Here is a 24,041-nt window from a genome sequence, read left to right on the forward strand (position 1 = left end):
GTTGGTCGCCCGCCTACCACCCCGTTTCCTACCGGCTAGTTCAAGGTGGGGCCGAGCAGGTCTATTTTTAACAAAACACGTTTTAAGGGTCTAGTAACCTTTCGTCCTAACTTTATGAGCGCAGGTCATATACAGCCTCAGGCCTGCCAGTGGCTGGCTGCGCCCCCTCCTGCGCGAGAAAAACTAATTATTTCTTAGCGGAGAGTCGCGTAAAATCTCAGCTAGACTCCGCCTGTTGGAGGAAGTCGTCGCCCTCTAAAACGCGCTTTCGCTGGCGCTCCGGGTTAACAGTAATGATCTCGACAGCAGGTAGAGAACCCTTAAAAACAAAACGATTATTCGGCTCTTTGTCACCATAAACGACCGCCGGACGTAGCGGTTCAGCTCAGGATCCTTTGTCCATTACCGAGATTATCCAAGCATCGCTTGGTGCTTTTCGGAGAGTGGAGAAACCTTATTCTTTAGGAAAAAACTTTGACAAACGTCTGCTCCAGCGGCCTTGATATTGGCTTTGCTTCTCTGGATTACATGCAAATTGGCATCCTGGGCATCATTCAAGGCATCACCGAGTTATTACCCGTTTCATCCACTGCACACATGCGAATCGTACCGGCCCTTCTCGGCTGGCCCGATCCCGGCTCGGCGTTTTCCGCAGCCATGCAGTTGGCCGCGCTGGCTGCGGTCGTCAGCTATTTCTGGCGTGACGTGCGGGAAGTCGTCACTGGAAGCATCGGTGCCGTGCAACGGCGTGACTTCAGCAACCAGTCATTCAAGCTGGCAGTTGCCATTGTGCTTGCGACCATCCCTATTGGTATCGCAGGCCTGGCCTTGTCGTCGACACTCAATGCGTGCGACTCACCATTAAGAGGCCTGATGGTGATTGGTATCTCATGCGTTGTGATGGCCGTTCTGCTGGCTGCGGCTGAACTTAGCTGTCGCCATCGCCGCACAGTGGGAGAGATGCGCCTGCGGGATGCATTAATCGTCGGCATTGCACAGATTGGCGCCTTGATACCCGGCGTTTCCCGCTCAGGTTCAACACTCACCGCAGCGCTTTTTCTTAACTTCAAACGCGAAGAGGCCGCGCGCTTCTCATTCCTGCTTGGGCTGCCCGCTATCGCGCTAGCCGGTCTGAAAGAGCTGTGGGTGCTGTTTCATGCGCATATCCCGGCCGAAGCGTGGTCACACCTGATTTTCGGCCTGGTGATCGCCAGCGTGTCGGCATTTTGCGCCATCTGGGGCCTGATGAAGTTTCTGGAAAGATTCTCTACTTGGCCCTTCGTAATTTACCGGGCAGCACTGGGTATTTTCCTGATTGTCGCGGTCAGCACCGGCTTTTTGAGCTAAACAGCCTTTAATCGTCAATAGAGCCCCGCCCTGAGCTGCATCCCGAAAATCAGGGCGGGCGTCCAGCTAAACGGTGCCAGTCCACGCGTTCGACAGAAACGAAAAAGCCCCTGTAATCTTCACGATTACAGGGGCTTTTCGTTAATCAATAATGGCGGAGAGATAGGGATTCGAACCCTAGGTACTGTCGCCAGTACAACGGATTTCGAATCCGTCCCATTCGGCCACTCTGGCATCTCTCCAACGGCGCGCATGATAACAGCTCAGGTGCAGAAGGCGAACCCCCTGCGAGGGAAATTTTCGCGTGCTATCAGGCGCTTGCGTAACTTTTTGCGTTAAAGCGGTACGCCGAGGCGTTTTGCGACTTCTTCGTAGGCTTCGATAACGTCACCGAGGCCCTGGCGGAAGCGGTCTTTGTCCATTTTCTTGCGGGTTTCTTTGTCCCACAGACGGCAGCCGTCCGGGCTGAATTCGTCACCGAGGACGATCTGGCCGTGGAATACGCCGAATTCGAGTTTGAAGTCGACCAGCAGCAGGCCAGCGTCGTCGAACAGCTTGCTCAGGACTTCATTGACCTTCAGGGACAGCTCTTTCATCCGAACCAGTTGTTCGGCGGTGCCCCAACCGAACGCCACTACGTGGGATTCGTTGATGAACGGGTCGCCCTTCGCGTCGTCCTTGAGGAACAGCTCGAAGGTGTAAGGATTGAGCTTGGTACCCTCTTCGATGCCCAGGCGTTTGACCAGACTACCGGCGGCGTAGTTACGCACGACGCATTCGACCGGGATCATCTCGAGTTTTTTGACCAGGCATTCGTTATCGCCCAGCAGCTTATCGAATTGGGTTGGGATACCCGCTTCTTCGAGCTTTTGCATGATGAAGGCGTTGAACTTATTGTTCACCATGCCTTTGCGGTCGAGCTGTTCAATACGCTTGCCGTCGAACGCCGACGTGTCGTTGCGAAACAGCAGGATCAAGCGGTCAGCGTCGTCGGTGGTGTACACCGATTTGGCTTTGCCGCGGTAGAGTTCTTCACGTTTTTCCATGATGGGCTCCGCTTGCTAAAGTAGTTGGGCCAGGCGCCCGTTTGGGACACTAGGCGATATATCGCCAGTCGAGCCCTGAATCTTGATCGGCCACTTGCAGCCAGTCTGCATCGCACCCGAGGGTGTCGACAAAACATTGCCGGGCCAGCTGCGGCAGGTTGTTCTTGCTGCTGAGATGGGCCAGCACCAAGTGCTGTAAATCTTGCCACCCCAACTCGCTCACCAGGTTGGCGGCCTGATGATTGTTCAAATGTCCCAGTTCGCCGCCGACCCGCTCTTTCAAAAAGTACGGGTAACGACCTCTGGCCAGCATATCGCGGCAGTGGTTCGCTTCGATCATCAAAGCGTCCAGACCGTGATAGCTCTGTAGCACCGAGGAGCAGTAAGAGCCAAGGTCGGTCAACAGACCAAATCGGCGCTGACCATTACTGAACACAAACTGCGTCGGCTCAAGTGCGTCGTGGGCAACCGACACCACATTGATGTGCAACGCCCCCAGCTGCAGGCCCTGACCGCCTGACAGAAACCCTGCGGCTTCTACAGGTTTACGCATCCCGCGAAGGGTGCCACTGCTGAGGTACACCGGTAAATTGTAGCGCCGCGACAGCAAACCCACGCCATGCACATGATCGGCATGTTCATGGGTCACCAGAATGGCACTCAACTGATGGGGACTGACGCCCAGACGAGCCAGACGTCGCTCGGTTTCCCGCAAGGAGAAACCGCAATCCACCAGCACATACGTGTCATTGCTTGCTACCAGCGTGCCGTTCCCTCGGCTACCACTGCCTAGAACAGCGAAGCGCACTTAACCGAGGTTATCTTGAATGACACCCAATATGCGGCGCGCTACATCGGCAGGCGCTACGGTAGTGATGTTCTTCTCGACAGTGACCTGCACGTTGTCACCCACTTTGCTCAAGCGGACTTGATAACGCTCGGCACGGGCTTCGATTTCTTCCTTGGCCGGTTTGCTACCGAACAGGCGACCAAAGAAACCAGGCTCGTTTTCAGGCTTCTGTGCCTTCTCTGCCAGGTTGATGTAGTAAAGACCCAGGCTGCGGTTGATGTCTTCCACACGCCACTCGCCCTGATCCAGCGCACGACCGACGCTCGACCATGCGCGGTCCAGATCGGCACCGAGGTTGAGTACCGGGTTGCCACTGCCGTCTACGCTCAACGCCACGCGGTTCGGCGTATCGTAGTCACGTGCGGCCAGCAGGGAAATAGAGCCGCCCTTCGCCGCGCTACGGCTCATGCTGGCAAGCAAGTCATCGGTCAGAGTCGAATCGAGCGCCAGATTGGTGGTACGCGCCGGGAAATCTGTATTGGCGGTGCTGCCAGCAGGACGATCAACGCTGACGACATAGATTTCACTGGTATTGCGCTGCACGCCTGGCTCGATACGAACACGCACACGCGTTTCCGAATCAGCTGACGCACCGCCGGCAGTCAGGCGCTTGGCCATTGTGGCGGAAAGTTCGTCGATACGCTGCCAGCTGGTGTTGAACTCACCCGTTTGCGGACGATCTTCGGCAATACGGAAACCGTTGTCTTCGAAATACTGATGCGCTATCGGCCAGACTTCGGCAGGCGCGCGCTGAGCCAGAATCGAGCTGGAGCCGCCACTTTTCTGCAAGCTGAAATCGCTGAAATCGGCAACCGCCGACAAAGGCAACGGACGAGGGACTACGTACTCGCCCTTGGCAGTGTCGTCAGCCACGTTACGCGGAATCGGCAGCAGTGGGTCCAGACGCTTGGCGGCGGCGAGATCAGGTGGCATTTGCATGGGCGCCGTTTGGGACGCATCCAGATAATCACTGCCGCGATCACGGAAGTAACCATCTTGACCCCACAGCCAACCGCAACCGCTGGTGCTGGAGATGATCAAGGCAAGTGCGGAAAGTCCGGCCATTCGCTTCATTGCGTAATACTTCCTCATTAAACCAATACGCCGGACTGGCGCAGGGCCTGACGCAGCGGTTCGTGGCAAGGCTCGCTGAGCCAGGTGAGCGGCAGACGGATACCGCCTGGTATCAAGCCCATCTCATGCAGCGCCCATTTCACGGGAATAGGGTTGGACTCAATAAACAGGGTTTTATTGAGTGGCATCAGTTTTTCGTGAATCGCCCGCGCCGTGACTGCATCGCCACGCATGGCCGCCGCACACAGATCGCTCATGGCACGCGGGGCCACGTTTGCGGTCACCGAGATATTGCCTTTACCCCCCAACAACATCAGTTCGACTGCAGTGGCGTCATCACCGGAGTACACCAGGAAGTCGCTGCTGACGCGTGCAAGGATGTCTTTGGCGCGCTGCAGATCGCCTGTGGCTTCCTTGATGCCGATGATGTTCGGCACTGTGGACAAGCGCACGGCGGTGTCCGCCAACATGTCGCACGCCGTACGGCCTGGGACGTTGTAAAGGATCTGCGGGATGTCGACCGCTTCGGCGATGAACTTGAAGTGCTGATACAGCCCTTCTTGCGTCGGTTTATTGTAATAAGGCGTTACCAGCAGGCACGCGTCGGCGCCGGCGTTTTTCGCATTTTTGGTCAGTTCGACCGCTTCGCGAGTGGAGTTCGCGCCTGTACCCGCTATAACCGGGATACGCCCTGCAACCTGGGCTACCACGCGACGAATCACTTCGATGTGCTCGCTGACGTCGAGTGTGGCCGACTCACCAGTGGTGCCGACCGCCACAATGGCGTTGGTGCCCTCTTGCAGGTGGAAGTCCACCAGTTTGCTCAGGCTGTCCCAGTCGAGACGACCATTTGCATCCATGGGTGTGACCAGTGCCACCATACTGCCCGCAATCATGCAACCGCTCCTGCCGGAAAAAGAGAGCGGTAATGGTACTGGCGCCATCAGCCTTGTACAAGCGAAGTACCATGCTACGAGCATTCCCCTGAGCGATGCTTTTCGCTACCCTTCTGTCTTTGGTCGGTACTGGTCACCTGCGAAGCGTATTCAATCAGTCGATTTTGCCGCCAGAACCCATGCTCCAGCGTCGTCGCAACCCACCATGGCTTAGCCATGAAGGCAAGCAGCGTCGGGGCCCGGGTCGAGGTCAGGAGCGAAAAGACTGTCGAATCGGCCGTGCAAGCCAACGTATGTACTGACCGCTCATCGCTTAGGAATGCTGCATGTCGTCCACCCCCACAGTTCGCGAACAATTCCTTGTCATCAGTGCCCTTGGCGCAAACCCAATGGAGCTGACCAACGTGCTGTGCCGCGCCAGTCATGAAAACCGCTGTTCAGTGGTGAGCTCACGTCTGACTCGTCACGGCGAATGCAGTGCGCTGATTCTTCAGGTTTCAGGCAACTGGGATGCATTGGCTCGACTGGAAACGAGCCTGTCCAGCCTGTCGAAGAAACACGCCTTCACCGTCAGTGTCGTGCGCAGCGCCAGCCTTGAAATCCGCCCTGAGGCCCTGCCTTATGTGGCTTACGTCAGCTCGGTCTATCGCCCGGATATCATTAATGAGCTATGCCAGTTCTTCATCGACCATAACGTCGAACTGGAAAACCTCATCTGCGATACGTATCAGGCGCCTCAGACAGGCGGCACCATGCTCAATGCGACCTTCACCGTCACATTGCCTGCCGGTATCCAGATCAGCTGGTTGCGTGATCAGTTCCTCGATTTCGCCGATGCGTTGAATCTCGATGCGCTGATCGAACCTTGGCGCCCACAAGCTCCCATGTAAGGAAACATTAATGGCCATCGCCCTAGACCAACCTGTCGCCGACTTTCAGGCGCAGGCCACCAGCGGACAGACCATCAGTCTGGCCGGGCTCAAGGGCCAGCAGGTGGTGATTTATTTTTACCCCAAAGACAGTACGCCGGGCTGCACCACAGAGGGTCAGGGGTTTCGCGATCAACACGCTGCGTTTGAAGCGGCCAACACCGTGGTGTTCGGCGTCTCACGCGACAGCTTGAAATCTCACGAGAACTTCAAGCTCAAGCAGGCGTTCCCGTTCGAATTGATTTCGGACAAAGATGAAGCCCTGTGCCAGCTGTTCGACGTGATCAAGCTGAAAAAACTCTACGGCAAGGAATACCTTGGTGTAGATCGCAGTACGTTTCTGATCGACAAAGACGGCGTACTGCGCCAAGAGTGGCGCGGCGTAAAAGTGCCCGGCCATGTGGATGCGGTGCTTGAGCAAGCCCAGCGTTTGAATAACGGCTGATTGCCGTTACAGACATTCGCTGCCAGCACACATTGAAGTAGCTTGCAGCGAAAGCGTCACCCCTCGCTTACAACAGCGGCGCCACAGTGGGCTCTTTGCGCGGCCAGGCATCGATCACGGCTTTGAACAGGGTAGCCAGCGGAATCGCAAAGAAAACGCCCCAGAAGCCCCACAGCCCGCCAAACAGCAACACGGCGCAGATAATCGCGACCGGGTGCAGGTTGACCGCCTCGGAAAACAGCAGCGGCACCAGCACATTGCCATCAAGCGTCTGAATCACGCCGTAGGCCGTCATCAAGTAGATGAACTGATCGCTCCAACCCCATTGGAACAAGGCGATTAACGCGACCGGCACTGTGACCACCACCGCACCGACATACGGCACCACCACCGACACGCCCACCAACATCGCCAACAAGGCTGCGTAATTGAGCCCCAACGCGACGAACGCTATGTACGTGACGCCTCCGCAGACGAATATCTCAATCACCTTGCCGCGAATGTAATTGGCGATCTGCCGGTTCATTTCCTGAGCCACTCGGGTAATGAGGGCCCGTTCGCGTGGCAGATAACCACGAAACCAGCTTCCGATCATGTTGCGATCTTTGAGGAAGAAGAACACCAGGATCGGCACCAACACCAGGTAGATCATGATGTTGACCAACAAGGGCAGACTGGAAAGCGAGAATGTCAGCGCCCACTGGCCGAACTTGCCGATTTCACCGCGCGCAACCTCGATAGCCTGGAGCACCTGCTCATCCGAGACCAGATGTGGATAACGCTCAGGCAGCAACAGCAGCAGCGATTGCCACTTGGCGAGCATGCCCGGCAACTCGTTGAACAGGGTGATCACTTGATGCCAGAGCAACGGCACCAATACCAACAAAAACACCAACAGCACGCTCATGAACAACGCGAAGACCAGCCCGACCGCGAACAGCTCCGGCACGCGCAGACGCTCCAGGAAGCTGACCACGCCCTGCATCAGAAATGCCAGCACCAACCCCGCCAACACCGGCGCAAGCATGCCACCGAGCGTCAGAACGGCCGTGAACGCCAAAAATAACAATACCGCCAACACCACAGCCTCCTCATCGGAGAAGTAGCGCTGTATCCAGTCGCGTAGCACGTTGAACATCAAGAATCCTTCAGGCAGTCATCATGGGTAACAATCAATAGCGCAAAGAATTGACTGCGGGAATCATCAGGCTTTACGTAACCAGTAGCGATAAACGCCGTCCGCAACCTCTTCAAGGAGCAAGGTATGGCCTGCAAGCTTGGCAAACGTTCGGAAATCGCGTTGAGAACCCGCATCAGTCGCGGTGACTTTAAGGATCGCACCACTGGCCAGGCGATTAAGTTCCAGCTTGGCCTTGAGCAGCGGCAGCGGACAATTCAGGCCACTGGCGTCGAGCTCAGCGTCACAGGCCTCGGGCCGCTCTACAGCGTCAGACATCGTTTCTCTCCAGGCAGGCACATCGAATCGCGTTATGCGCCGTCAAATAACGACGACGGATGTTTCGTACACAGTTGCAAGAATACCCCACTCTGGTCAGCAAGCCATTGAGCCAGCTACAGTAAGGGTTCTTTGATTGCCTAGAGCTCTGTGCATGAAACTTCTGCGCCCTACCCTGTTGACGCTCGCGTGCCTGCTCGCCTCGCCGAGTTTCGCCGACGACCTGCCGTCACTTGGCGACGCCAGCTCAGCCATCGTCTCTCCGCAACAAGAGCATCAACTGGGCCGCGCCTGGCTGAGCCTGCTGCGCGGTCAGGTCGCGCAGCTGTCCGACCCGCAGCTTAAGGATTTCGTCGAGACCACGGTCTATCGCCTGGCCGAAACCAGTCAACTGCAGGATCGACGCCTGGAATTCATCCTGATAAACAGCCGGGAGCTGAACGCATTTGCCGCGCCGGGCGGGATTGTCGGGGTCAACGGCGGATTATTCCTCAATGCCCAGTCCGAAGCCGAGTACGCCGCGGTACTGGCTCACGAACTGGCTCACTTGTCCCAGCGCCACTTTGCTCGCGGCATCGAGGCCCAACAACGGATGCAGGTTCCAGTCCTTGCCGCCATGCTGGCCGGGATCGTTATCGCGGCCGCAGGTGCAGGTGACGCAGGCATCGCGACGATCATGGGCTCGCAGGCGGCGGCGATCCAGGAGCAGCAGCGCTTCTCGCGGCAAAACGAGCAAGAGGCCGACCGCATCGGCATCATCAACCTGGAAAAAGCCGGTTATGACCCTCGCGCGATGCCGAGCATGTTCGAACGACTGATGCGCCAGTACCGCTTCGATGCCAAGCCGCCAGAGTTTCTGCTGACTCACCCGGTCACTGAATCGCGTATTGCCGACACCCGCAACCGTGCCGAGCAGGAAAAAATCGGCGGTAAAGAAGACAGCCTTCGCTATGAGTTGATGCGCGCGCGCGTCGCGCTTTTCTATGAAGAGACGCCAGGGATAGCGGCAAAACGCTTCCGCGCGCAGCTCGACGAAAACCCAAAATCCGAAGCCGCGCGGTACGGCTTGGCGATTGCCCAGATCAAAGCCGGGCAACTCAACGAGGCGCGAGAAAATCTTAAGCCGCTGCTGGCCAAAGACCCGAACGACATTACCTACAACCTGGCGCAGATTGATCTGGATGTTACAAACAATCGAATGGCCGACGCCCAGCAACGGGCTGACCGGATGCTGAAGTTGTATCAGGACAATTATCCACTGAACCAGGTCCACGTTGATTTGCTGCTCAAGCAAAATCGCCCTGCCGATGCCGGAAAAGCGCTTGAAGTGTTGTTGAAGGCGCGCCCCGCCGACCCTGACATCTGGAACCTCGTTGCGGACACCCGCGGCCTGTCTGGCGACATGGTGGGCTCAAGTCAGGCACGCGCAGAGTTCTTCGCGCTCACCGGCGACTACAAGCAAGCCCTGCAACAACTGGAGTTCGCCAAGCGTCGCTCGAACAACAACTTCCAGCTGGCTTCGCGCATCGACGCCCGGCAGAAGGAGTTGATCGAACAGGAGCGGATGCTCAAGGAAATGATGAACTAGGTACGATTTTCTGCCCGATACAAAAAGCCCGACTCAATGGTCGGGCTTTTTTTGCACGCTGTTTTGTCCTGAATCAGGCATTACCCGACAGTTTCATGCGTGCTGCATGCGTGAAATCCAGCATGCGTTGCAGAGGCCGCAAGGCACGTGGAATCAGTGCAGGGTCGACGAAAACCTCGTTAGTGCCCTCACGAAGACACTGCAAGGTGCGCTCAAGGGTGTTCATCGCCATCCAGGGGCAATGCGCGCAACTGCGGCATGCAGCACCCTCACCGGCCGTTGGCGCTTCGATAAAGATTTTGTCGGGGCACAGCTGCTGCATTTTGTAGAAAATGCCGCGATCAGTCGCAACGATAAACATTTTGTTCGGCAACGTTTGCGCGGCTTTGATCAACTGACTGGTCGAACCGACAGCATCAGCCAGATCGATCACGGCCTCCGGCGATTCGGGGTGGACCAAAATCGCGGCATCCGGATACAGCGCTTTCATGTCTGCCAGTTGCTTGGATTTGAACTCTTCGTGAACGATGCAGGCACCGTCCCACAGCAGCATGTCGGCACCGGTTTCGCGCTGAATGTAACGACCCAGGTGCTTGTCTGGCGCCCAAATGATCTTTTCGCCGTTATCCATCAGGCTTTCGACGATTTCCAACGCACAACTTGAGGTCACAACCCAATCTGCGCGAGCTTTGACCGCGGCCGACGTATTGGCATACACCACCACGGTGCGCTCGGGGTGCTGATCGCAAAACGCCGAGAACTCATCGACCGGGCAACCCAGGTCCAGGGAACACGTGGCTTCCAGCGTCGGCATCAGCACACGCTTTTCCGGGTTGAGGATTTTTGCCGTCTCACCCATGAAACGCACACCTGCGACCAACACGGTTTTCGCCGAATGCTGATTACTGAAACGCGCCATCTCCAGCGAGTCGGACACGCAGCCGCCGGTCTCTTCAGCCAAGGCCTGGATGACGGGATCACAGTAGTAGTGAGCAACCAGCACCGCGTCTTGCGCCTTTAGCTCGGCAGCAATCGCAGCACGGTAAAAAGCTTCTTCTTCGACGCTCAGCACTTTCGGCTGCTTGGCGTCTAGATGGGCCTGGACCAGAAGGCGTTCTGAAACCTGCGTCATGTTCGCTGGACCTCAATGCGCTTGTGCGCGGATATCGAGTGTACACCTGAAAAAGACGCAAAAAAAAAGCCGGAAATCCTCATTTTCATGGGCCTTCCAGCTTTATAAATACGTCGACATAAAAAGTGGTGGGTCGTGTGGGATTCGAACCTACGACCAATTGGTTAAAAGCCAACTGCTCTACCAACTGAGCTAACGACCCGACGTGGTGCGTATATTACTGATTTCTATGATTAATTCAACACCTATCTGAATTTAAATCAAAAATAGCGAGTTGGGTCAGCTACACCGGCCTTTGCAAAGCCTTCTGCGCGCAGGCGGCAGCTGTCACACTTGCCGCATGCGCGGCCCTGATCATCGGCCTGATAGCACGAAACGGTGAGCCCGTAATCGACGCCCAGACGCATGCCAGCCTTGACGATGTCGGCCTTGCTCAAATTTTGCAGCGGGGCCTGAATAGTAAAGCCCTGTCCTTCCACGCCAGCCTTGGTCGCCAGATTGGCCATGCGTTCGAATGCTTCGATAAATTCGGGACGACAGTCTGGATAACCGGAATAATCCACTGCGTTGACGCCGATAAAGATATCCCGCGCACCCAATACTTCAGCCCAGCCGAGTGCCAGCGAAAGAAAAACCGTATTACGTGCCGGGACGTAAGTCACCGGGATACCTTCGCCAGGGGATTCAGGCACGGCGATGGAGCTGTCCGTCAACGCGGACCCGCCGATACCGTTCAGATCAAGACCAATGACCTTGTGCTCAACCACACCCAGATCGCGAGCGACGCGTGCCGCTGCATCCAGCTCGGCACGGTGACGCTGACCGTAGTCGAAACTCATGGTGTAGCAGGTGTAGCCATCGGCAAGCGCCATCGCTACTACGGTGGCCGAGTCCAAGCCACCGGACAATAGAATTACCGCTCTTTTCTCAGTCATCTGTAATTCACTCATATCAGCGCCCCGGCTCATCGTCCCAGAGGAGTTTATGCAGCTGCATTTGCAAGCGCACCGGCAGATTGTCTGCCACGATCCAGTCAGCCAGGTCCCGCGCCTTCAACTCATGATGACTTGGAGAGAACAAGACTTCGCCAGCGCGCCGGTCCAGGCCGTACTGAATCAGCTTGGACACCGCCCAGTCGTAGTCTTCCCGGGAACAGAGCACAAACTTGACTTGGTCGTTGGGCGTCAACAGCTCGATGTTCTCGTAGCGGTTGCGCCCGACCTCTTTGGAGCCTGGCGTCTTCAGATCGACAACACGACTGACACGCGGATCAACCGCCGAGATATCCAGAGCGCCACTGGTTTCCAGTGACACTTCATAGCCGGCGTCACACAGACGCTCGAGCAGAGGGATTGCATTGGGCTGGGCCAAGGGCTCGCCGCCCGTCACACAGACATAGCGCGGACGGTAACCGGCCACTTGCTCGAGGATCGCATCGAGGGTCTGAATGCTGCCGCCACTGAACGCGTAGGCGCTGTCGCAATACTGACAACGCAACGGACAGCCAGTAAGACGCACAAAAACAGTGGGCAAGCCCGCGGTGCGCGTTTCACCCTGCAGCGAGTAAAAAACTTCGGTGATTCGTAATGTGTCTTGCATATGAGCCACGGGCGTAACAGCTAAACAGGCCGTCCGCCTCCGTTAGGCACTTCAAGGAACCTGCATGCGCATGATTCAGGGAAGCGAATGTATTGCCGGAATTTCGGGTGCGGAATTCTAACAAGAAAGCCGCGACAAGCGCGGCTTTCTTTAACAGGACAGGTGTCAGATGACCTCTGACGATACGCATATCACATGCGCTGCAGGTCCCGCTGAGCCAACTGTGCAGCCGAAGTACCCGGATATTGGGAGACGACCTGCTGCAAAATGCCTTTTACCTTATCGGTATGACCGAGACGACGCTCAACATCTGCAAGCTTATAGAGCGAGTCCGGCACTTTGGCATGCTTGGGGTACAGTTGACTGACTTTGGCGAAGGCTTGACCGGCACCTTGCAGATCACCTTTGGCCAGATTCACTTCGCCTAACCAGTATTGAGCGTTGCCCGCATATTGGCTGTTCGGGTATTTGCGCAGGAAAGCCGCGAAGGCCTGACTGGCCCTGTCGAAATCCTTGGCCTTGATCAGGTCGAAGGCAGCGTCGTAATAGACCTTTTCCTTCGCTGGATCACCCGGTTCCGCATTTGCCGCAGGCGCCTGACTTGCAGGCGCAGCAGGCGTACCACCGGCATGTATATCGCCGCTGGCTTGAGAATTATTGGTAGCTGCTGCTGCGGGCGCACCGCCAGCTCCAGCTCCAGCTCCAGCGCTAATGCGCTGATCGAGTTCCTGATAACGCTCCAGTGCTTCCTGCTTCATGCGCTGGATATCGTTTTGCTGAACCTCGACCGTACCGCGCAACCGCGCGATTTCGTCCTGCATTTGTTGCAGCTGCATGAACAGCTGACCCTGTGCCGAGGCAGGGGCCGTAACCCCTCCCCCGGCATAGGCGCCGGACGTGCCATAACCCGCTGGCGGATAACTGCTGCTACCAGAGCCAGAATTGTCATCTACCACAGGAACCGCACCCCACGCAAAAAGCGGAAGGGTGAGAGTCAAAACGGTTAAAGCACGACGGCACGTTCGCATGTCAAATTACTTACGCAGTTCGACGCGACGGTTTTGAGCCCAGGACTGCTCGTCGTTGCCGGTAGCAACTGGACGCTCTTCGCCATAGGAAACCAATTCCAGCTGAGCTGGGGAAACACCTTGCAGTACCAGGTAGCGTTGAACGGCTTTCGCACGACGCTCGCCCAGTGCCATGTTGTACTCACGAGTACCACGTTCGTCGGTGTTGCCTTCCAGAACGACGCGAGCGCCGTTGGCTTTCAGGTCTTTAGCGTGAACATCCAGAGCGCGCATGGCTTCTGGCTTCAGGTCCGAGCTATCGTATTCGAAGTAGAACGTAGTGATAGCACGCAGAGCAGCTTCTTCGCTCAGGCTGCCATCAACAGCGCCAGTGTTAGCGCCGTAACCAGCGTTTGGATCTACAGCGGCGCCTTCGCCGGCGTTATCACCGCCTTTAGACGAGCAACCTACAGCTACAGCCATGGCCAGAGCCAGAGCAGCAAACTTACCAAACTTCAGCATTTCCATCGTGAAACTCCTAATGAACCCCAGTGTGTTAAGTAAAACGTGCAGCGCCGCGTCAGTTCAGGTAAGGGGACCAGGAAGGTTCTCTGACTTCGCCTTGAGCGGTAGGAAGCGGGAGCCTTACGCGGCCATTAATGGACACGAGCATCAAGACTCCCCGGCCCTGCTGGCGGGTGGCGTAGATTACCATGGTGCCGTTGGGCGCGACAGTAGGCGACTCATCAAGGTTGCTATCTGTGAGGATTTTTACGCTACCGCGTTGCAAATCCTGAACTGCCACCTTGAAATTCGTGAAGCCTTCCTGACGGTGAATCATCACCAGGGTCTTTTCATCAGCCGACAATTTTGGGTTGGCGTTGTAGTTACCGATGAAGGTCACTCGCTCCGCACCACCGCCACCGACGCTTGTTTTATAAATCTGTGGCTTGCCGCCACGGTCGGACGTGAAGTAGAGGGTCGAGCCATCCTTACCGAAGAACGGTTCGGTGTCGATTGCCCCATCATTGGTCACGCGACTCAATTGACGCGAAGCCAGGTTCATCACGTAGATTTCCGGGTTGCCGTCTTTGGAAAGCACGAACGCCAGCTTGTTGCCATCCGGAGACCACGCAGGTGCACCATTGAGGCCTTCGAAGTTGGTGATCTGTTCACGGCGACCGGTGTCGATGTGCTGAACGAAGATACGCGGACGCTTCTGCTCGAATGACACATAAGCGATACGCTTGCCATCCGGAGCAAAACGCGGCGACAAGATCGGCTCACGCGATTGCAACAGAGTCACTGCCCGCGCACCGTCGTAATCCGAACGTTGCAGGGTGAAGCGCGTATTGTTTTCGGAGAAACGCTCGGCAGTGACGTACAACATGCGCGTCGAGAAAGCACCCTTGATACCGGTGAGTTTCTCAAACGACTGGTCGGCGATGAAGTGCGCCATGTCACGCAATTGATCGGTCGTGCCAGAGACGTTACCCGTCAAGACTTGCTGCTCGGTCGCGACGTTGAACAGCGCGTACTGGATCTGCAGACGACCGCCCGAAGGAACGATGCTGCCTACCATCAGGTACTGCGCGCCGAGTGCTTTCCAGTCGCGATAGATGACCTCGCTCGCCGAGGTCGGCAAGCTGATCATGTTCTGCTTTGGAATCGGAGAGTAATAGCCCGAGTTACGCAGGTCGTTACTGATGATTTCCGACATGTCCTCGGGCAAGACGTTGCCGCCCTGCCAACCAAAAGGCACAACGGCAATCGGGGTGGCACGGTCACTACCACTGGTGACCATGATGTTCTTTTCTTCTGCAGCGACCATTCCCGCTGCACAGCAAAGAACGACAAGCAGTCCTCGAAGGATGTTAATCACGGAGCTAGATCCTCTGGTGTGAATGTCATCTTGAATGAGCGATAGGGTTGGAAATCGGCTGGCTTCATACCCTGCATTTCGGTCAAACGACCAATGTTTTTAACAGCAGCCACGGCCGAACTGTCGTAAGACGCATCGCCACTGGACTTGGAAACACTGACCGACGTCACCGTACCATCCGGCAACATATTGATCTGCAGCACCACTTTCATGCCCTTGCGCGCCGACGGTGGGCGAGCCCAACCTTCAGCAGCACGCGCACGAATCAGATCATCAAAGCTGCCCGCCGTTTCATCGCCCTGTTCATCTGCCAACGCCTGCTGCCGCTCCGTTTTATCGGAGAGCAATTCGGCCAAGGCTTGCGCCTTCTTGTCTTCAGCAGATTTACGTGCAGCCTCTGTTGCCTTTTTGGCAGCATCGGCAGTCGCTTTTTTCTTGGCGTCGTCGGTGGCTTTCTTTTTCGCGTCGTCAGCGGCTTTTTTCTTGGCGTCTTCCGCGACTTTCTTCTTCGCGTCATCGGCAGCCTGCTTCTTGGCCTCTTCAGCCGCGGCTTTCTTCGCGTCTTCTTCGGCCTTTTTCTTCGCGTCTTCTTCGGCTTTCTTCTTGGCTATATCAGCCAATTGTTTCTCTTCGACCTTTTTAGCATCAGCGGTCTTTTTGGCTTCGTCAGCTTTCTTGGCATCATCGGCTTTCTTGGCGTCATCAGCCTTCTGCTCAGCCTTTTGCGCGTCCTCAGCCTTTTTCTCTTCGGCTTTTTGAGCCGCTTCTTCTTTCTTTTGTTCCGCAGCTTTTACAGCTTCCTGTTTTAGCTGCTCGATTTTTTTCGTTTCCAGCTGCTCGACTTCAGTTTGCCGAGCAGCCGTTTTCTTCGCCTCACCGGCAATTTTCTGATTGGTCTGAGTCGTTGCCTGGCTTTTAGACTTCAACTGATACAGGGTCGCCTGAACGATAGGCCTGGCTTCCGGCAGATCCGGGGTCATGGCAAAGCTGACGAAGAGCATGCCAAATATCAGGATGTGCAGGGCCACAGCCCAGACGCTGGGCCAGAAGTAGCTTTCCGAGGCGGACGGCTCTCGCTGTTGGTGCATCAGGGCGCCTCGGTAATCAAGCCAACATTACCGACCCCTGCTTTCTGCAGCCCGCCCATTGCGCCCATTACAGAGCCGTAATCAACGGTTTTGTCACCACGGATAAAGACCTGGGTCTGCTTGCCGCTTTCACGACCGGCGCTGATGATTTTGGTCACCGCGCTGGTCATCTGAGGCAACGTCATGGCCTTGTCCATCTGTTTGTCAGTATCGACTTCACTGCCAAGGTTCCAGTAATAGGTCTTGTCAGCCTTGATCGAAATGGTCAGAACCTGAGTGTTGTTGTCCTGCGGCAAGGCCTCACTGGAGACTTTGGGCAGGTCGACTTTCACGCCCTGATTGAGCATCGGCGCGGTGACCATGAAAATGACGAGCAACACCAACATCACGTCGATGTAAGGCACCACGTTCATTTCGGCAACCGGCTTGCGACGTTTGCGGCGAACTCGAGCGATTAAAGCCATTGGGAATTACCTGCTCACTCTTCGCTGGTGTGCACTTTACGGTGCAGGATCGCCTGAAACTCATCGGCGAACGTGTAGTAACGACTGATCAACAGTTCACCGCGAGCGGCAAAACGGTTGTAGGCGATTACTGCCGGGATAGCGGCGAATAGACCAATAGCGGTTGCGACCAGGGCTTCGGAAATACCCGGTGCAACAGTCGCCAGGGTGGCTTGCTGGACGGTAGCCAGACCACGGAAGGAGTTCATGATCCCCCATACTGTACCGAACAAACCGATGTAGGGGCTGGTGGAGCCGACGGTCGCCAGGAAGGGCAAGCCTTGCTCCAGTTTCTCTTCCTCACGGGAAATGGCCACGCGCATGGCCCGAGCCACGCCTTCCATGACCGCATCAGGATCGACGCCTGGCTGCTGACGCAGACGGGAGAACTCCTTGAAACCGGCGCGGAAAATTTGCTCAACGCCTGAGTCAGGGTCTGGATTGCTCCCGGCCTGACGGTAGAGTTTGGACAGATCGATACCCGACCAGAAGCGCTCTTCAAAGCTCTCCAGTGCACGACGAGCTGCGCGCAGCATATTGCCACGCTGAAAAATCACGACCCACGAGGTGATTGAAGCACCCACCAGGATCAGCATGACCAACTGAACAACGATGCTGGCATTGCTGACCATACTCCACATGGAGGAATGGTCGACGACGTTAGCTTCCACGCTTTATCTCCTGCTCTAAATGTGTACCCGCGCCGCTCTGGCCGGCAAAGGCCGCACGCAAAGCTTCGGGAATGGCCCGGGGTTTCAAACTATCGGCGCGTACACACGCCACCAGAAACTGCCCCTCACAGAGCAGTGTTTCATCCGCAGCCCGCCTGACCTGCTGCCGAAATCGCAGGCTGGCGCGGTTCAATTCAATGACTTCAGCGCTTATCAACAGCTCATCGTCCAATCGCGCCGGCTTGTGATAGCGCGCCTCGCTGGAATGCACAACGAACAGCAAGTTCTCCCCTGCAAGCTCCGACTGAGCAAAGCCCAGCTCCCGTAGCCGCTCGGTTCGAGCTCGCTCCATGAACTTCAAATAGTTGACGTAGTAAACGATGCCGCCAGCATCGGTGTCCTCGTAATAAACGCGACAGCGATGTGCGAACGACTGAACCCCGTTTTGCGCGCGCATACTCTAGTGCTTACTCCTCAGGTTGCCAATCCGCCAGGCGACTGTTTTTCATTGTTTTTCAGCTAATTGCCGACCAGAACCGCGCATCAGCCTGTCAGACCACCAAAAACCCGAATAAATCGGTGCCTTGATAGTTTTAATTATTCGTCCCCATCGGCGACAAAATCGCTGGCCACCGGCATGTCCCCCATCCGCGACGGGATGTTCAAACCAAAGTGCAGGTAGGCGTGCCGGGTAACGACACGTCCACGAGGGGTACGCATGATATAGCCTTGCTGGATCAAATAGGGCTCGAGTACGTCTTCAATCGTGTGCCGCTCTTCGCTGATCGCTGCAGCGAGGCTGTCGACACCCACCGGGCCGCCATCGAACTTCTCGATCATCGTCAGCAATAGACGCCGATCCTGGTGGTCGAAACCACGCTCATCAATGTCCAGCAGGTTCAGCGCCAGGTCGGCAATCGGTTTGGTGATATGACCCGTGGCACGCACTTCTGCGAAGTCACGCACACGGCGCAGCAAGCGGTTGGCGATACGCGGCGTACCCCGCGCACGACGGGCAATCTCATAGGCACCCTCGGGCTCGATTGGCAGCCCCAGAATACCGGCCGAACGCATGACGATGGTCGCCAGATCAGCAGTATTGTAGAACTCCAGACGCTGAACGATGCCGAAGCGATCACGCAGCGGGTTGGTCAACATGCCCGCACGCGTAGTCGCCCCCACCAGCGTAAACGGTGGCAAATCGAGCTTGATCGAGCGCGCAGCAGGGCCTTCGCCGATCATGATGTCGAGCTGAAAATCTTCCATCGCCGGGTACAGCACTTCTTCGACGATAGGCGAGAGCCGATGAATCTCGTCGATGAACAGCACATCGTTGGGTTCGAGATTGGTCAATATCGCCGCCAGATCACCGGGACGCTCAAGCACCGGCCCCGAGGTACTCTTGATGGAGACCGACATCTCCTGGGCAATAATATGCGCCAGAGTGGTCTTACCCAGACCCGGCGGGCCGAAAATCAAGGTGTGGTCCAACGCTTCGCTTCGTCCACGCGCAGCCTGGATGAACAACTCCATTTGCTCGCGCACGGTGGGCTGACCAATGTAATCGGCCAGGCTTAATGGACGGATTGCACGATCCAGCTGCTCATCACGGTCACGCCCCGTGGAGGTTATCAAACGGTCAGCGTCGAGCACTTAAGCCATTCCTTTCAAAGCACGTCGAATCAGATCTTCACTGCTCAAATCTTTTTCCTTGATCGCAGAAACCGCCTTGCTGGCTTCCTGAGGTTTGTAACCCAGGGAAATCAGTGCACTGACCGCATCGGCTTCGGCCGTCGCCACCAGTGGCGCGGCGTTAGGCCCGCTTGCAACCAGGGTAAAGGTCCCCGGCAAGGATTCCCACGCTTTGAAACGATCCTTGAGCTCGACCAACAAACGCTCGGCGGTTTTCTTGCCGACGCCCGGAATCCGGGTCAAGGCCGAGGTGTCCTGCGCCTGAACACAGCGGACCAACTCATCGACTTCCAGGCCGGACATCAGCGCCAATGCCAGTTTCGGACCGACACCATTAAGGCGAATCAGCTCACGGAACAGTTCACGCTCGCGCTTTTCGAAAAAGCCGTAAAGCAGGTGAGCATCCTCACGAACCACCAGATGGGTGTGCAAGGTCACCGGTTCGCCTACATGGGGCAGCCGATACAGCGTCGTCATGGGCACTTCCAGCTCATAGCCGACGCCGTTGACATCCAGCACCAGGTGCGGCGGATGTTTTTCAGCCAAGAAGCCGCGTAACCGTCCAATCACGTATCAGATCCTTTTTCGTGGCCCGTCATAAGCATGACGTTGGCACAAATAATGGTCGCAATCATTACAGGAGTGAGAAGACCTGCAAGCTAAAAAGTTTGAGCCGATGATGCTATCAGAGACGCAGCCGCCCGCCGCGACTGCGTGCGGTATTCAATCCGTGCGGTATCAGGCTTGAGCGCGTATGTGCATGGCACAGCGCGATAGCCAGGGCGTCGGAGGCGTCGATCTGAGGTTTCGTCGTCAGTTTGAGCAAATGCATGACCATCATCATCACCTGCTCTTTATTGGCACCGCCGGTCCCGGCCACCGCCTGCTTGACCTGGGTCGCGGTGTACTCGGCGATTTCCAGGCTCTCTTCAGCACCGGCAACAATGGCCGCGCCACGCGCCTGACCGAGCTTGAGCGCGGAGTCGGCATTACGCGCCATAAACACTTTTTCGATGCCCATGGTCACAGGACCGTACGTCTGAATGACCTCGCGCACACCGCGGTACACAATCTGCAAACGCTCGTGCAGCAGACCGCTGCCGGTACGAATGCAGCCCGAGGCAACGTACACACAGCCGCGACCGGTGTCCCGCACCACGCCATAGCCGGTGATTCGCGAACCGGGGTCGATACCAAGAATAAGAGTCATAACGCCTGCAGCTTAATAAGTGACGCACACAATTGAACGCAGCATAAAGGCAGAAGCCGGAGGCCGATAGCACGTGAATGTCACGGCGTCGTACCTCCGGCCTCAAATGTATTACCGACAGACACCTGTCAGCCGAGCTGTTCCATAACCTCGTCCGGGATTTCCGCGTTGGAATAGACGTTTTGCACGTCATCCAGATCCTCGAGCATGTCGATCAGCTTGAGAACCTTTTCAGCCGTTTCCAGATCGAGTACAGCGCTGGTCGTCGGCAACATAACGATTTCCGCGTCGAGCGCCTTGAAACCGGCAGCCTCCAGCGCATTCCGCACGGCATAGAAACCCGAGAAGGAGGTGAACACATCAATGGAGCCATCGTCATGGGTGACCACGTCATCGGCATCCGCTTCCATCGCGGCTTCCATAAGCGCGTCTTCATCAACGCCCGGCGCGAAGGAAATCTGCCCTTTACGGTCGAACAGATAAGCCACCGAACCATCAGTACCCAGGTTGCCGCCGCATTTTGTGAACGCGTGGCGAACAGCTGCGGCAGTGCGATTGCGATTGTCAGTCATGGTTTCGACCATGACGGCCACACCACCCGGACCATAGCCTTCGTATCCGAGCTCTTCGACATCATCACCTTCGGCAGCGCCAGCACCTCGCGCCACGGCACGATCGATAGTGTCGCGCGTCATGTTCGCACCCAGCGCCTTGTCCAATGCCAGACGCAGGCGCGGGTTCGACCCTGGATCACCCCCGCCTTGACGGGCAGCGACAGTCAGCTCGCGAATCCACTTGGTGAAAATCTTGCCCTTCTTGGCATCCTGACGCTCTTTGCGGTGCTTGATGTTCGCCCACTTAGAATGACCTGCCATAACTCGCTCCGAATTCTTTTTGAAACACGCTCACCTTTCGCTCAATGAACAGGAGCAAAAAGCTTCAACAAAATCAGGACCCGAACCAGGGCGCATCATCAAGATGATGCGCCCTGCTCAGCGTCACTCAGCCTTGGGCTGCTCGCGCAAACGGATGTGCAGCTCGCGCAATGCCTTGGCATCAACCACGCCAGGGGCCTGGGTCATGACATCGGCAGCGCTCTGGGTTTTCGGGAACGCGATCACTTCACGGATCGATTGGGCGCCGGTCATCAACATCACCAGACGGTCCAGACCAAAAGCCAAACCACCGTGCGGTGGCGCGCCGAACTTCAGAGCGTCGAGCAGGAAGCCGAACTTCTCTTGCTGTTCGTCTGCTTCGATACCCAGCAGGCGGAAGACCGCTTGCTGCATTTCCTTGCGGTGGATACGGATCGAACCGCCGCCCAACTCGGTACCGTTAAGAACCATGTCGTAGGCGCGGGACAATGCTGTAGCCGGGTTGGCCTCGAGTTCTTCAGGGCTGCATTTAGGTGCAGTGAACGGGTGATGCAGCGCGCTGAAGCTGCCGTCATCGTTCTCTTCGAACATCGGGAAGTCGACAACCCACATCGGTGCCCACTCGCACGTGTGCAGCTTCAGGTCGTTACCAACCTTGATCCGCAATGCGCCCAAGGCTTCACTGACGATCTTGGATTTGTCTGCACCGAAGAACACGATATCGCCATCGACGGCACCCACACGGTCCAGAATCACCTTGAGGTTTTCCTCAGGGATGAACTTGACGATTGGGGACTGCAGGCCTTCGGCACCCTTGGCGCGTTCGTTGACCTTGATGTAAGCCAGGCCTTTAGCGCCGTAGATGCTGACGAACTTGGTGTAGTCGTCGATCTGACTGCGCGGCATGCTCGCGGCACCCGGTACACGCAGGGCAGCGACACGACCTTTAGGATCGTTGGCTGGACCGCTGAACACCTTGAACTCTACGGCGTTGAGCTGATCGGCAACATCGACCAGTTCCAGCGGGTTACGCAGGTCCGGCTTGTCGGAACCATAACGACGCATGGCTTCTGCGAACGTCATGTGCGGGAAGTCGCCGAATTCCAGGTCCAGCACTTCCTTGAACAGCTGACGAATCATCTTCTCGGTGATACCGATGATGTCTGCTTCGTTCAGGAAGCTGGTCTCGATGTCGATCTGGGTGAATTCCGGCTGGCGGTCAGCACGCAGGTCTTCATCGCGGAAGCACTTGGCGATCTGGTAGTAACGATCGAAGCCAGCGACCATCAGCAACTGCTTGAACAGTTGTGGCGATTGCGGCAAGGCAAAGAAACTGCCTGGGTGGGTACGACTCGGTACCAGATAGTCGCGAGCGCCTTCCGGTGTAGCGCGGGTCAGGATCGGCGTCTCGACATCGAGAAAGCCGTTTTCATCCAGATAGCGACGGATGCTGGTGGTGATGCGCGAACGCAGACGCAGCTTTTCAGCCATTTCCGGACGACGCAGATCGATGAAGCGATAACGCAGGCGCGTCTCTTCACCGACGTCGGAGAACTCGTTCAGCGGGAACGGCGGTGTTTCCGACTCGTTCAGCACTTCGAGCTCATAGCCCAGCACTTCGATACCGCCGGACGCCATGTTCGCATTAACTGCGCCGGCAGGACGTGCACGTACCTTACCGGTGATCTTGACCACGTATTCGCTGCGCACGCGATCGGCGGCAGCGAAGGTGTCAGCGCGATCAGGGTCGAACACCACCTGAGCCAGGCCCTCACGATCACGGATATCGAGGAAAATGACCCCGCCATGATCACGACGACGGTGGACCCATCCGCAAAGGGTAATTTCCTGACCTTCCAGGCTCTCGTTCAGTTGGCCGCAATAATGGCTGCGCATCATGATGGTGTTTTCACTTCTCGTAATTCGAAATTCGGTGGAGCTCTCGCCCTTCGCTTGCGCTCAATAGTGCAAGAACTTTGGCGTGCAGTTCAACCCGTCCGGCCTGCGCCCCGTAGTAAGGCGGGGGATTATATAGGGTTAATTGACACTGTGCAGCCGCCCGACCTGATCACGTCAACATATGTGCCTTCCACCTGACGAGAGCCCTGCCTGCGGACCATGAGCGCCCGGTCGGGGTCACGCCAGGACGGAGGAAAGCGCTGTCGCATCGTTTTTTTGCACATGAGCGACGCACACCACCCGAATCAGCCCACTGAAATTTTTCACACCGCCATGGCGTAGATGCACTTCTCGATCGACATAAGACAGGACCGCATTGACCGAGCAACTATTGGAGCGGGCAATGTCGGCCAAAATACCCCAATACACTTCCTCCAGGCGTAAACATGTCGCCAACCCGTTCAAGCGAACCGACTTCGAATGAGGACGTGCAAGGTTCATATTAAAATCCTCAACAAAGGGATCGTCTTGTATTTTTCCGTAGCGGCCAGGATCTTGTAGCGTACGCACACTGCGTCGAATCATTACAGCCTCCTTCACGTGCTGTCCATCTAATACACATAAACTGGACATCAATAAATATAAAACCCACCTTTATGTAAAGCCAATTGAGGACTTCTAGCCAGCAGAACAAACACACCAAGCCTGTAGGACATCACTGCATTTCAATGAGGATTATTGAGCGCAGTTAACTCGCCAATCCACCCCCTGTACGACGCCCGCTTAAGGAAGGTCTGAAGTAAGCAGCAGTTTTTAACGGCCTCGCTGTTTGAGGTTCAAAAAACGCCGATT

Annotated in this window: 26 protein-coding genes and 2 tRNA genes; 4 read left to right on the plus strand and 24 right to left on the minus strand. The window is 56.4% G+C overall.

Annotation, left to right across the window (positions count from 1 at the left end; all coding sequences use genetic code 11):
* Positions 1-474: 474 nt before the first annotated feature.
* Complete coding sequence (locus K0F75_RS22920; RefSeq protein WP_219064248.1) at positions 475-1,347, plus strand: undecaprenyl-diphosphate phosphatase; 873 nt, start codon at positions 475-477, stop codon at positions 1,345-1,347.
* A 152-nt stretch (positions 1,348-1,499) separates the two neighbouring features.
* On the opposite strand, the gene K0F75_RS22925 is transcribed toward K0F75_RS22920, so the two are convergent.
* From K0F75_RS22925 to dapA, 5 genes are all read right to left on the minus strand, one after another.
* A tRNA-Ser gene (locus tag K0F75_RS22925) sits at positions 1,500-1,589 on the minus strand.
* Positions 1,590-1,682: 93 nt separating this feature from the next.
* The gene (gene purC / locus K0F75_RS22930; RefSeq protein WP_219064249.1) at positions 1,683-2,393 is read right to left on the minus strand and encodes a phosphoribosylaminoimidazolesuccinocarboxamide synthase; all 711 of its coding nucleotides are present in this window, start codon (positions 2,391-2,393) and stop codon (positions 1,683-1,685) included.
* A 49-nt stretch (positions 2,394-2,442) separates the two neighbouring features.
* Positions 2,443-3,201: an MBL fold metallo-hydrolase gene (locus K0F75_RS22935; RefSeq protein WP_219064250.1), complete on the minus strand. Its 759-nt coding sequence runs from the start codon at positions 3,199-3,201 to the stop codon at positions 2,443-2,445.
* Positions 3,202-4,317 carry an outer membrane protein assembly factor BamC gene (gene bamC, locus K0F75_RS22940; protein ID WP_219064251.1) on the minus strand — a complete coding sequence of 372 codons (1,116 nt, stop codon included), beginning with the start codon at positions 4,315-4,317 and terminating at the stop codon, positions 3,202-3,204.
* 17 nt (positions 4,318-4,334) lie between these two features.
* The gene (gene dapA, locus K0F75_RS22945) at positions 4,335-5,213 is read right to left on the minus strand and encodes a 4-hydroxy-tetrahydrodipicolinate synthase (RefSeq protein WP_219064252.1); all 879 of its coding nucleotides are present in this window, start codon (positions 5,211-5,213) and stop codon (positions 4,335-4,337) included.
* Between the two features lie 326 nt (positions 5,214-5,539).
* Between dapA and K0F75_RS22950 the strand changes: the two genes are divergently transcribed.
* Positions 5,540-6,103 carry a glycine cleavage system protein R gene (locus K0F75_RS22950; RefSeq protein WP_219064253.1) on the plus strand — a complete coding sequence of 188 codons (564 nt, stop codon included), beginning with the start codon at positions 5,540-5,542 and terminating at the stop codon, positions 6,101-6,103.
* A gap of 10 nt (positions 6,104-6,113) precedes the next feature.
* The gene (locus K0F75_RS22955; RefSeq protein WP_219064254.1) at positions 6,114-6,587 is read left to right on the plus strand and encodes a peroxiredoxin; all 474 of its coding nucleotides are present in this window, start codon (positions 6,114-6,116) and stop codon (positions 6,585-6,587) included.
* A gap of 67 nt (positions 6,588-6,654) precedes the next feature.
* Here K0F75_RS22955 and K0F75_RS22960 read toward each other — a convergent pair whose 3' ends face one another.
* Positions 6,655-7,725 carry an AI-2E family transporter gene (locus K0F75_RS22960; protein ID WP_219064255.1) on the minus strand — a complete coding sequence of 357 codons (1,071 nt, stop codon included), beginning with the start codon at positions 7,723-7,725 and terminating at the stop codon, positions 6,655-6,657.
* 66 nt (positions 7,726-7,791) lie between these two features.
* Positions 7,792-8,043: a sulfurtransferase TusA family protein gene (locus K0F75_RS22965; RefSeq protein ID WP_219064256.1), complete on the minus strand. Its 252-nt coding sequence runs from the start codon at positions 8,041-8,043 to the stop codon at positions 7,792-7,794.
* A 154-nt stretch (positions 8,044-8,197) separates the two neighbouring features.
* On the opposite strand from K0F75_RS22965, the gene K0F75_RS22970 reads away from it, so the two are divergent.
* Positions 8,198-9,631, plus strand: coding sequence for a M48 family metalloprotease (locus K0F75_RS22970; protein ID WP_219064257.1), 1,434 nt, complete (start codon positions 8,198-8,200; stop codon positions 9,629-9,631).
* Positions 9,632-9,704: 73 nt separating this feature from the next.
* Here K0F75_RS22970 and nadA read toward each other — a convergent pair whose 3' ends face one another.
* From nadA to K0F75_RS23055, 17 genes are all read right to left on the minus strand, one after another.
* Positions 9,705-10,763, minus strand: coding sequence for a quinolinate synthase NadA (nadA, locus tag K0F75_RS22975; protein ID WP_219064258.1), 1,059 nt, complete (start codon positions 10,761-10,763; stop codon positions 9,705-9,707).
* A 126-nt stretch (positions 10,764-10,889) separates the two neighbouring features.
* A tRNA-Lys gene (locus tag K0F75_RS22980) sits at positions 10,890-10,965 on the minus strand.
* Between the two features lie 58 nt (positions 10,966-11,023).
* Positions 11,024-11,698, minus strand: a complete 675-nt coding sequence (gene queC, locus K0F75_RS22985) for a 7-cyano-7-deazaguanine synthase QueC (protein ID WP_219064259.1) — start codon at positions 11,696-11,698, stop codon at positions 11,024-11,026.
* A 16-nt stretch (positions 11,699-11,714) separates the two neighbouring features.
* A complete protein-coding gene (gene queE, locus K0F75_RS22990) occupies positions 11,715-12,362 on the minus strand; it encodes a 7-carboxy-7-deazaguanine synthase QueE (RefSeq protein WP_219064260.1) in 648 nt (215 codons plus the stop codon).
* A 191-nt stretch (positions 12,363-12,553) separates the two neighbouring features.
* Positions 12,554-13,390: a tol-pal system protein YbgF gene (gene ybgF / locus K0F75_RS22995; RefSeq protein ID WP_219064261.1), complete on the minus strand. Its 837-nt coding sequence runs from the start codon at positions 13,388-13,390 to the stop codon at positions 12,554-12,556.
* Between the two features lie 6 nt (positions 13,391-13,396).
* Complete coding sequence (gene pal, locus K0F75_RS23000; protein ID WP_045058224.1) at positions 13,397-13,897, minus strand: peptidoglycan-associated lipoprotein Pal; 501 nt, start codon at positions 13,895-13,897, stop codon at positions 13,397-13,399.
* Positions 13,898-13,949: 52 nt separating this feature from the next.
* A complete protein-coding gene (tolB, locus tag K0F75_RS23005) occupies positions 13,950-15,200 on the minus strand; it encodes a Tol-Pal system beta propeller repeat protein TolB (protein WP_257604471.1) in 1,251 nt (416 codons plus the stop codon).
* 47 nt (positions 15,201-15,247) lie between these two features.
* Positions 15,248-16,339 carry a cell envelope integrity protein TolA gene (tolA, locus tag K0F75_RS23010; RefSeq protein ID WP_219064263.1) on the minus strand — a complete coding sequence of 364 codons (1,092 nt, stop codon included), beginning with the start codon at positions 16,337-16,339 and terminating at the stop codon, positions 15,248-15,250.
* Positions 16,339-16,794, minus strand: coding sequence for a protein TolR (tolR, locus tag K0F75_RS23015; RefSeq protein ID WP_219064274.1), 456 nt, complete (start codon positions 16,792-16,794; stop codon positions 16,339-16,341). Before tolR ends, tolA begins: the two co-directional genes overlap by 1 nt.
* A gap of 23 nt (positions 16,795-16,817) precedes the next feature.
* Positions 16,818-17,513 (minus strand): protein TolQ, encoded by a 696-nt coding sequence (tolQ, locus tag K0F75_RS23020; protein WP_219064264.1) that lies wholly within the window; start codon positions 17,511-17,513, stop codon positions 16,818-16,820.
* Positions 17,503-17,970, minus strand: a complete 468-nt coding sequence (gene ybgC / locus K0F75_RS23025) for a tol-pal system-associated acyl-CoA thioesterase (protein WP_219064265.1) — start codon at positions 17,968-17,970, stop codon at positions 17,503-17,505. The genes tolQ and ybgC overlap by 11 nt, the downstream gene beginning before the upstream one ends.
* Before the next feature lie 140 nt (positions 17,971-18,110).
* Positions 18,111-19,166 (minus strand): Holliday junction branch migration DNA helicase RuvB, encoded by a 1,056-nt coding sequence (gene ruvB, locus K0F75_RS23030; protein ID WP_219064266.1) that lies wholly within the window; start codon positions 19,164-19,166, stop codon positions 18,111-18,113.
* A complete protein-coding gene (ruvA, locus tag K0F75_RS23035; protein ID WP_219064267.1) occupies positions 19,167-19,775 on the minus strand; it encodes a Holliday junction branch migration protein RuvA in 609 nt (202 codons plus the stop codon).
* 115 nt (positions 19,776-19,890) lie between these two features.
* Positions 19,891-20,415 (minus strand): crossover junction endodeoxyribonuclease RuvC, encoded by a 525-nt coding sequence (gene ruvC, locus K0F75_RS23040; RefSeq protein WP_219064268.1) that lies wholly within the window; start codon positions 20,413-20,415, stop codon positions 19,891-19,893.
* Positions 20,416-20,543: 128 nt separating this feature from the next.
* On the minus strand, positions 20,544-21,290 hold the full coding sequence (locus K0F75_RS23045; RefSeq protein WP_219064269.1) for a YebC/PmpR family DNA-binding transcriptional regulator: 747 nt from the start codon (positions 21,288-21,290) through the stop codon (positions 20,544-20,546).
* Between the two features lie 123 nt (positions 21,291-21,413).
* Positions 21,414-23,189, minus strand: a complete 1,776-nt coding sequence (aspS, locus tag K0F75_RS23050) for an aspartate--tRNA ligase (RefSeq protein ID WP_219064270.1) — start codon at positions 23,187-23,189, stop codon at positions 21,414-21,416.
* A 237-nt stretch (positions 23,190-23,426) separates the two neighbouring features.
* Positions 23,427-23,774 (minus strand): ribbon-helix-helix domain-containing protein, encoded by a 348-nt coding sequence (locus tag K0F75_RS23055; protein ID WP_219064271.1) that lies wholly within the window; start codon positions 23,772-23,774, stop codon positions 23,427-23,429.
* Positions 23,775-24,041 lie beyond the last annotated feature (267 nt).

Source organism: Pseudomonas sp. UMAB-08, from assembly GCF_900095225.1.
GTDB lineage: Bacteria > Pseudomonadota > Gammaproteobacteria > Pseudomonadales > Pseudomonadaceae > Aquipseudomonas.

Coding starts and splice junctions, on each gene's coding strand:
- tolB (WP_257604471.1), bottom strand. CDS start 15,200: ATGGTCGCTGCAGAAGAAAAGAACATCATGGTCACCAGTGGTAGTGAC.
- purC (WP_219064249.1), bottom strand. CDS start 2,393: ATGGAAAAACGTGAAGAACTCTACCGCGGCAAAGCCAAATCGGTGTAC.
- ruvC (WP_219064268.1), bottom strand. CDS start 20,415: ATGACTCTTATTCTTGGTATCGACCCCGGTTCGCGAATCACCGGCTAT.
- K0F75_RS23045 (WP_219064269.1), bottom strand. CDS start 21,290: ATGGCAGGTCATTCTAAGTGGGCGAACATCAAGCACCGCAAAGAGCGT.
- tolA (WP_219064263.1), bottom strand. CDS start 16,339: ATGCACCAACAGCGAGAGCCGTCCGCCTCGGAAAGCTACTTCTGGCCC.
- K0F75_RS22950 (WP_219064253.1), top strand. CDS start 5,540: ATGTCGTCCACCCCCACAGTTCGCGAACAATTCCTTGTCATCAGTGCC.
- aspS (WP_219064270.1), bottom strand. CDS start 23,189: ATGATGCGCAGCCATTATTGCGGCCAACTGAACGAGAGCCTGGAAGGT.
- K0F75_RS22970 (WP_219064257.1), top strand. CDS start 8,198: ATGAAACTTCTGCGCCCTACCCTGTTGACGCTCGCGTGCCTGCTCGCC.
- dapA (WP_219064252.1), bottom strand. CDS start 5,213: ATGATTGCGGGCAGTATGGTGGCACTGGTCACACCCATGGATGCAAAT.
- nadA (WP_219064258.1), bottom strand. CDS start 10,763: ATGACGCAGGTTTCAGAACGCCTTCTGGTCCAGGCCCATCTAGACGCC.
- K0F75_RS22955 (WP_219064254.1), top strand. CDS start 6,114: ATGGCCATCGCCCTAGACCAACCTGTCGCCGACTTTCAGGCGCAGGCC.
- K0F75_RS22965 (WP_219064256.1), bottom strand. CDS start 8,043: ATGTCTGACGCTGTAGAGCGGCCCGAGGCCTGTGACGCTGAGCTCGAC.
- K0F75_RS22960 (WP_219064255.1), bottom strand. CDS start 7,725: ATGTTCAACGTGCTACGCGACTGGATACAGCGCTACTTCTCCGATGAG.
- queC (WP_219064259.1), bottom strand. CDS start 11,698: ATGACTGAGAAAAGAGCGGTAATTCTATTGTCCGGTGGCTTGGACTCG.
- bamC (WP_219064251.1), bottom strand. CDS start 4,317: ATGAAGCGAATGGCCGGACTTTCCGCACTTGCCTTGATCATCTCCAGC.
- pal (WP_045058224.1), bottom strand. CDS start 13,897: ATGGAAATGCTGAAGTTTGGTAAGTTTGCTGCTCTGGCTCTGGCCATG.
- queE (WP_219064260.1), bottom strand. CDS start 12,362: ATGCAAGACACATTACGAATCACCGAAGTTTTTTACTCGCTGCAGGGT.
- K0F75_RS23055 (WP_219064271.1), bottom strand. CDS start 23,774: ATGATTCGACGCAGTGTGCGTACGCTACAAGATCCTGGCCGCTACGGA.
- ybgF (WP_219064261.1), bottom strand. CDS start 13,390: ATGCGAACGTGCCGTCGTGCTTTAACCGTTTTGACTCTCACCCTTCCG.
- ybgC (WP_219064265.1), bottom strand. CDS start 17,970: ATGCGCGCGCAAAACGGGGTTCAGTCGTTCGCACATCGCTGTCGCGTT.